At 70.4% G+C, this 7,070-nt stretch carries 10 protein-coding genes; 9 read left to right on the forward strand and 1 reads right to left on the reverse strand.

What is annotated here, in order from left to right; translation table 11 throughout:
* Positions 1-3: 3 nt before the first annotated feature.
* The 5 genes from ftsB to L3V18_RS15060 all read left to right on the forward strand — a co-directional run bounded on the left by ftsB (position 4) and on the right by L3V18_RS15060 (position 3,171).
* On the forward strand, positions 4-384 hold the full coding sequence (gene ftsB, locus L3V18_RS15040; RefSeq protein ID WP_425493461.1) for a cell division protein FtsB: 381 nt from the start codon (positions 4-6) through the stop codon (positions 382-384).
* Positions 381-1,100: a 2-C-methyl-D-erythritol 4-phosphate cytidylyltransferase gene (gene ispD / locus L3V18_RS15045; protein WP_237053544.1), complete on the forward strand. Its 720-nt coding sequence runs from the start codon at positions 381-383 to the stop codon at positions 1,098-1,100. The genes ftsB and ispD overlap by 4 nt, the downstream gene beginning before the upstream one ends.
* Positions 1,101-1,190: 90 nt before the next feature.
* Complete coding sequence (gene ispF / locus L3V18_RS15050) at positions 1,191-1,682, forward strand: 2-C-methyl-D-erythritol 2,4-cyclodiphosphate synthase (RefSeq protein WP_237053543.1); 492 nt, start codon at positions 1,191-1,193, stop codon at positions 1,680-1,682.
* A gap of 22 nt (positions 1,683-1,704) precedes the next feature.
* A complete protein-coding gene (gene truD / locus L3V18_RS15055; RefSeq protein ID WP_237053542.1) occupies positions 1,705-2,772 on the forward strand; it encodes a tRNA pseudouridine(13) synthase TruD in 1,068 nt (355 codons plus the stop codon).
* Between the two features lie 171 nt (positions 2,773-2,943).
* On the forward strand, positions 2,944-3,171 hold the full coding sequence (locus L3V18_RS15060) for a hypothetical protein (protein WP_237053541.1): 228 nt from the start codon (positions 2,944-2,946) through the stop codon (positions 3,169-3,171).
* Positions 3,172-3,209: 38 nt separating this feature from the next.
* Here L3V18_RS15060 and L3V18_RS15065 read toward each other — a convergent pair whose 3' ends face one another.
* Positions 3,210-3,752 (reverse strand): Smr/MutS family protein, encoded by a 543-nt coding sequence (locus L3V18_RS15065; protein WP_237053540.1) that lies wholly within the window; start codon positions 3,750-3,752, stop codon positions 3,210-3,212.
* A 189-nt stretch (positions 3,753-3,941) separates the two neighbouring features.
* Here L3V18_RS15065 and surE point away from each other — a divergent pair, with 189 nt between their 5' ends.
* The 4 genes from surE to L3V18_RS15085 all read left to right on the forward strand — a co-directional run bounded on the left by surE (position 3,942) and on the right by L3V18_RS15085 (position 6,983).
* On the forward strand, positions 3,942-4,733 hold the full coding sequence (gene surE, locus L3V18_RS15070) for a 5'/3'-nucleotidase SurE (RefSeq protein ID WP_237053538.1): 792 nt from the start codon (positions 3,942-3,944) through the stop codon (positions 4,731-4,733).
* Entirely contained in the window at positions 4,730-5,407 is a 678-nt protein-coding gene (locus L3V18_RS15075) for a protein-L-isoaspartate(D-aspartate) O-methyltransferase (RefSeq protein ID WP_237053536.1), read from the forward strand. The genes surE and L3V18_RS15075 overlap by 4 nt, the downstream gene beginning before the upstream one ends.
* 114 nt (positions 5,408-5,521) lie before the next feature.
* Positions 5,522-6,106 (forward strand): YqaA family protein, encoded by a 585-nt coding sequence (locus tag L3V18_RS15080; protein ID WP_237053535.1) that lies wholly within the window; start codon positions 5,522-5,524, stop codon positions 6,104-6,106.
* 82 nt (positions 6,107-6,188) lie between these two features.
* The gene (locus L3V18_RS15085) at positions 6,189-6,983 is read left to right on the forward strand and encodes a peptidoglycan DD-metalloendopeptidase family protein (protein WP_425493460.1); all 795 of its coding nucleotides are present in this window, start codon (positions 6,189-6,191) and stop codon (positions 6,981-6,983) included.
* The last annotated feature ends 87 nt before the right edge of the window (positions 6,984-7,070 follow it).

Consider the following 7,070-nt stretch of genomic DNA (forward strand, 5'->3'; position numbering starts at 1 on the left):
GCGATGGGCCAGCCGGCGGACAGGAACGGGAGATGGTGGGTATTGCCCGCCGTGCTGCTGTTCCTGCTCGCCATGATGATCTATCTGCAGTTCCGGTTGTGGATCGGCGAGGGCGGCCGTCATGCGGTCGCCGAACTGGAGGCGCAGGTCGAACAGCAGGTCCAGGACAACGCCTCGCGCCAGCAGCGCAACGATGCGCTGGTGGCGGAGGTGGCCGACCTCAAGAACCTGTCCTCCGGCGGCGCCGCGGTCGAGGAGCGGGCCCGCAGCGAACTGGGCATGATCAAGCCTGGCGAAGTGTTCTATCGGGTCGTCGAGCCGGACGGTGTGCCGGCGCGGATGGCCGACCCCGCGACGCCGCAACGGGACGAACCAGTGCAATGAGCGGTGCCGACATCTGGGCAGTGGTGCCGGCAGCCGGGCGGGGCACGCGCTTCGGCGGGGATACCCCCAAGCAATATCTGCAGGTCGACGGCCAGCCGCTGCTGGCGTATGCACTCGATGCGCTGCTCGCGCATCCGCGCGTCGCCGGTGCAACGGTCGCGCTCGCCGCGGTGGACGCCAGCTGGCCGGGCTGGAGCGAACGGCAGGGCAAGCCGGTCCTGTGCTGCACGGGCGGGGGCGAGCGGGCCGATTCGGTGCTGGCCGCGTTGCGCGTGCTGCCACAGGTGGCAGGCGCGGATTCGCTGGTGCTGGTACACGACGCGGCGCGGCCGAACCTCGCCCACGACGATCTCGACCGCCTGATCAGCGTGGCCGAGGCGGGATCCGACGGCGCGATCCTGGCCGCACCGGTGCGCGACACCCTCAAGCGGGCCGACGATGCCGGTCGCATCGTTTCCACCGAACCGCGCGAGCGGCTGTGGCGCGCGCTGACTCCGCAGGCGTTCCGCCGCAAGCCGCTGATCGACGCGCTGCAGCGCGCCCGCGACGACGGCGTGTCCGTGACCGACGAGGCGATGGCGATGGAGCGGCAAGGACGACACCCGCGGCTGGTCGAAGGCAGGGAAGACAACTTCAAGGTCACCACGCCGGCCGATCTCGAGCGCTTTCGCTTCATACTTTCGCAGCGGCACGCGGGCTTCGCGCAGAACCCGTAGGCACGGCGCAAGCCGCAATGAGGCTTCCGCGGGAAGGCCCGATCGCGGCTTGCACCGCTCCTGCGAAGGATCCGCAACGAGGAAAAGACCATGCAAGGCAATCTGAACATCCGCATCGGCCAGGGCTTCGACGTCCACGCGTTCGGCGAGGGTGACCACGTGATGCTCGGCGGTGTACGGGTGCCGCATGCGCAGGGCGTGGTCGCGCATTCGGACGGCGACGTGGTCATTCATGCGCTGTGCGACGCGATCCTCGGTGCGCTCGCGCTCGGCGACATCGGCCAGCACTTCCCGCCCAGCGATCCGCGCTGGAAGGGCGTCGACAGCAGCGCCTTTCTCCGGCACTGCAACGCGCTGGCGCGCGAGCGCGGCTGGACGCTCGGCAACGCCGATCTCACCGTGATCTGTGAACGGCCGAAGATCGGCCCGCACGCGCAGGCGATGCGCGAGACCCTTGCCGCGACGCTCGGGGTCGACATCGACGCGGTCAGCGTCAAGGCGACCACCTCGGAAAGGCTCGGCTTCACCGGCCGCGGCGAAGGCATCGCCGCCCAGGCCGCGGTGTTGCTGCAGTCCGTCTGAGCGCCATCGCGGAGCCGCCAGGATGTCCGATCCACGTCCCGCTGCGTTGCCGCGCGCGCATGGCAAGCCCGTGCTGGCCGCCCGCCTGCGCAGCACGCCGGAGGATTTCTTCGTCGAGGAACTGGCCGGCTTCGAGCCCACCGGCAGCGGCGAGCACCTGCTGCTGACGGTCGAGAAACGCGGAATGAACACGGCCTGGACCGCACAGCGGATCGCGCAATGGGCCGGCGTGGAGGTGGCCGCGATCGGTTACGCCGGCTTGAAGGATCGTCATGCGGTGACCCGTCAGCGCTTCAGCGTGCACCTGCCCAGACGCAACGCGCCCGCGGTGGAGTCCCTCGAGTACCGGGGCGAGGGCGGCGAGGCATTGCGCGTGCTCGCGCACGACTGGCACGCGAAGAAGCTGCCGCGCGGTGCTCTCGCCGGCAACCGTTTCGTGCTGGTGCTGCGTGGAGTCACCGGCGAGCGTGGCGTCCTCGACGCGCGCCTGCAGGCGATCGCCGCGCGCGGCGTGCCCAACTACTTCGGCGAACAGCGTTTCGGTCGCGGTGGCGACAACCTGCACGCGGCGCTTTCGATGTTCGCGGGCCGGCGGGTCGGCCGCGAGCAGCGCACCCATCTGCTGTCGGCGGCCCGTTCGGCGCTGTTCAACCGGGTGCTGGCCGCGCGGGTCGCCACCCACTGCTGGGACACGCCGCTGGACGGCGAGGTCTGGATGCTCGACGGCAGTCGCAGCGTGTTCGGTCCGGAGCCGCATTCGGATGAGCTGGCCCGGCGCCTGGCGCTGTTCGACATCCACCCCAGCGGCCCGTTGTGGGGCCGCGGCGAGCTGCGCAGCCGCGGCGACGCAGCCACGATCGAGCTCAAGGCCCTTTCCGAGCCGCCCGGCGATGCGCTGCGTGCGGGACTGGAGCGGGCCGGGCTGAAGCAGGAACGGCGTGCATTGCGGCTGCGGCCGGGTGGATTCGAGTGGTCGTGGCAGGCCAGCGACGTGTTGCAACTGCGTTTCGACCTGCCGCCGGGCACCTACGCGACGACGGTGCTGGCCGAGCTCGGCGATCTCCGCGACGCCTCGTTCGACCCTGTCTGAGCACGCGCACCGGCGCGGCGACCGTCCGTCGGAAGCGTGGCAATTGGCACTGGCCCCTGACCGGAGGCAGGTATATGCAGAAGGGGCAGGCCCGGCAAGGGGTCGGGCCCTGGCGCGACGGCACCGTGCAACGGCAATGGCCCGCCGCGCCGACTATCCGGAGGTATCGTCATGAACGCCAGTCTCCGTGCACTCGTGTTGTCCCTCGCCGCCGTCGGCCTCGCCGCCTGCGCCAGCATGCCGGAGAAGTCCGCGCAGGCCGAGCGCGCACCCACGATCATGGACGCCGACGAAGCCTATGTCGCCTACGTTGAACGCGTTGCCCGTCGGCGCGGCATCGAGGTGGTGTGGGTTAACGTCCCGCGCGCCAAGGTACCCACCGAGGACCGGGACAACTGATCCGTCGACCGGAGTCCTCGCGACCGACCGCGGCAGGACTAGCGCCGCCTGGTTGGTGCCAACAGCACCAGGACCGCCCCGGCGCCCCCCTGCGCGGGTGGCGCCGAGTGGAAAGCGATCACGTCCGCGCGGTGGCGGAGCAGGCGGTCGACCAGATTCTTCAGCACCGGCGCACCGTCGCCGTGCAGCCCTTTTCCGTGAATCACGCGCACGCAGCCCAGTCCATGGCGGTGCGCATCGCTGATGAATGCACGTAGCAGCGCCTCGGCGGTGCGCGCGTCCGCGCCGTGCAGGTCCAATTCTTCCTGAGCCGAGATCTCGCCCCGCCGCAGCCGTTGCCAGCTGCGCACGGAAACGCTGTCGCGCCGGTACGCCAGCAGGTCGCCGGATTCCAGCGGCGGAGTGTCGTGGCCGCGCCGGAATGCCTGGCGGGCGTCGCTTTCGTCCAGTTCCGCCATCCGGGCCCGCGGTTTCGGCTTCGGCGCCGCCGGGGCAGGAGGCGAGGCCTTGAGTTCGCGGACTGGACCGATCGCCTGGCGGAACAGCGCCGCATCGTCGGCGCCGGGCGGTGTCGAAGGCATGCGGCGTTTCGTCATGCGGCCAGCGTAGCGTGGCCGGGCGCGTTCGCAAGGCGCGATGGCATCGTCCAGGGAACGAAGGCCGGCGGTCCATCGGCTATCATGTGGGCTTGGCCGACGGGAGCGCGGACAGGCGCCCCCGATCGTTCCGTCCGCAGCAACGCCGTAGCGCTTCACGTCCATAGGGAGTCCATGCGAGTTCTGGTCAGCAACGACGACGGTGTCGACGCCCCGGGCATCCGTTTCCTTGCCGAAGGCCTGCGCGCCGCCGGCCACGAGGTCCTGATGGTCGCCCCGGATCGCGACCGCTCCGGCGCCAGCAATTCACTGACCCTCGACGCGCCGGTGCGGGTCGTCCAGCTCGACGACAGCACCTGGCGCGTCCACGGCACGCCCACCGACTGCGTCCATGTGGCGATCACCGGGATGCTGGAAGCCGAGCCCGACATCGTCGTGTCCGGCATCAACAACACCGCCAACATGGGCGACGATGTGATCTACTCCGGCACCGTCGCCGCGGCGATGGAAGGCCGCTTCCTCGGCCTGCCGGCGATCGCCGTCTCGCTGAACACCGCCGATCACGTTGGCAGGCACTACGAAACCGCCGCCCGTGCCGCCGTCGAGATCATCGCCCGGCTCAGCGTCGATCCGCTGCCGGCCGACACAATCCTGAACGTGAATGTCCCGGACGTGCCGTGGGAGCAGGTGCGCGGTTTCGAGGTCACCCGCCTGGGCAACCGCCATCGTGCCGAGGACTGCATCCCGCAGCAGGACCCGCGCGGCCGTTCCTGGTGGTGGATCGGTGCGGCCGGTCCCGAACAGGACGCCGGCCCGGGCACCGACTTCCATGCGCTGCGCACCGGCCATATCGCGATCACGCCGATCCTGGTCGACCTGACCCGCTACCAGGCGCTCGACCAGGTCGCCAGTTGGGTCGATGGCCTGTCCGTCGCGCTGCATCCGGCGGCCGAGGTGCAGCCATGAGCCTGCGCATGCGCCTGCAGCCGGAGGCGCTGGGCACCGGCATGACCTCTCAGCGCGTCCGCGACCGCCTGGTCGAACGCCTGCGCGAGGAGGGCATCCGCGACGAGCGCGTGCTCAACGCGATCCGCACGGTGCCGCGCCACCTGTTCGTCGACGAGGCGCTGGCGACCCGCGCCTACGAGGACACCGCGCTGCCGATCGGCCACGGCCAGACCATCTCGCAGCCGTGGGTGGTGGCCCGGATGACCGAGGCGGTGCTGTCGGTCGCACCGGAGAAGGTGCTCGAGATCGGTACCGGCTCCGGCTACCAGGCGGCCGTGCTGGCCGCGCTCGGACTGGAAGTGCATACGGTCGAGCGTATCGGCGAGCTGCTGCGGGTCGCGCGCAAGCGGTTCCGTTCGCTCGGCATGAACATCCGCAGCAAGCACGACGACGGCCGCATCGGCTGGCCGGAAAACGGGCCGTTCGACGCGATCATGGTGACCGCGGCCGCTCCGGCCCTGGTCGATGCGCTGAGCGCCCAGCTCGCGCCAGGCGGCACGCTGGTCGCGCCGGTCGGAGCCGCGGCCTCGCAGTCGCTGGTGATGCTGCGCAAGCAGGCCGACGGCACGCTCAGCCAGCAGGCGCTGGCGCCGGTCGTGTTCGTGCCGCTGCTGTCCGGAATGATCGACTGATGCCGCCCGCATGTGGCGCGCTCCGCGGCCGCCGGTTCGCGGGTCCGCACGAGGATGCCCGCCGCCTGTTGCGTGGAGCCCGCCCTGGGGAACAGATCGCATGAGGCCGGTCGCATGAAGCTCTTCGGTCCGATCTACGACCGCTGCCTGGTATGGGCGGCGCACCATCGCGCGCCGCGCTACCTCGCTGCGCTGAGCGTCGCCGAATCGGTGTTCTTCCCGGTGCCGCCCGACGTGATGCTGGCGCCCATGGCGCTGTCGACTCCGCAGCGCTGGATGCGCCTGGCCGCGATCTGCACGATCGCCTCGGTCGTCGGCGGCGTGCTCGGCTATATGCTTGGACACTTCGCGCTGGAAGCGATCTGGCCATGGATGCTCAAGCTCGGCTGGGACACGCCGTTCCTCAAGGTGCAGGCGCTGTTCGAGCGATACGGCTTCTGGATCGTGTTCGTCGCGGCATTCACGCCGATTCCCTACAAGGTGTTCACGATCGCGTCGGGTGCGACCGGCATCGGGCTGATACCTTTCCTGCTGGGCTCTGCCATCGGGCGTGGCACGCGTTTCTTTCTCGTTGCCGGACTGGTCGCATTCGGCGGCAAGCGGCTGGAGGAAGGCCTGCGCCGCTATATCGAGGTACTGGGCTGGGCCGTGGCCGTGCTGGTGATCGGCGCGGTGGTCTGGCTGGAACTGCGCGGCTGAGCGCGTGTCCAAGCGGGACCGGGGCCAGCGTCCGGTTGCCGCGAAGACGATGACAAGCAACCGGAGGCCAAGGATCCGACGCATGACCATGACCCCAAACTCCATTTTCCGTCAGGCGGTGCTGTGCGCATTGTTCGCGATCGGCGCGGTGGCCTGTTCCAGCACCGTTGTCCGCGAGAGCGGCTCCGGCCGCTCCGGCCCCGTTGCGGTGTCCAAGCCCAGACCGGGTGCGACCGTCGTGGTCCGCCGTGGCGACAATCTCTACCGCATCGCCACCGACAACGGCATCACCCTGCACGACCTTGCGGCGTGGAACGGCATCTCGCCCCCGTACACCATCCATCCCGGACAGCGGCTGCGACTGTACCCGTCGGGCACCGGCAGCGCATCGGTCGCCGCATCTGGACAGTCGACCCGCCGGCCCGAGCAGGCTTCGTCCGGCAGCGGCGGCCGCACGGCTGCCGCCGCCCCTCCGGCGGCTCCGGCCGCGGCGCCGGTCGACAGCGGGTTGTCCTGGCGCTGGCCGGCCGACGGCGAACTGGTCAGCCGGTTCGCCAATGGCGACCCGACCCGGCAGGGCGTCGACATCGCCGGACGCAGCGGCGCGCCGGTGCGCGCTGCCGGCGACGGCGTGGTGGTCTACTCGGGCGCCGGGCTGGTCGGCTATGGTGAGCTGATCATCATCAAGCACAACGACCAGTGGCTGTCGGCCTACGGTCACAATCGCAACCGGCTGGTCGCCGAGGGAGCGGTGGTCAAGTCCGGCCAGCAGATCGCCGAGATGGGTCGCAGCGGCGCCGCCCGCGACATGCTGCACTTCGAGATCCGCTACAACGGCAAGCCGGTCGATCCGCTTCAATACCTGCCGAGACGCTGAACGCCATCGGGCTCCGTCCGGGAGCGGATCCCCGGCCCGGTGCAAGCGCACCGGGCGCTCGCCGGCGCGCGGCCCAATGGGCCGCAG

The sequence above is a fragment of the Marilutibacter chinensis genome (genome assembly GCF_021725675.1).
In the GTDB taxonomy this organism is placed as follows: Bacteria; Pseudomonadota; Gammaproteobacteria; order Xanthomonadales; family Xanthomonadaceae; genus Marilutibacter; species Marilutibacter chinensis.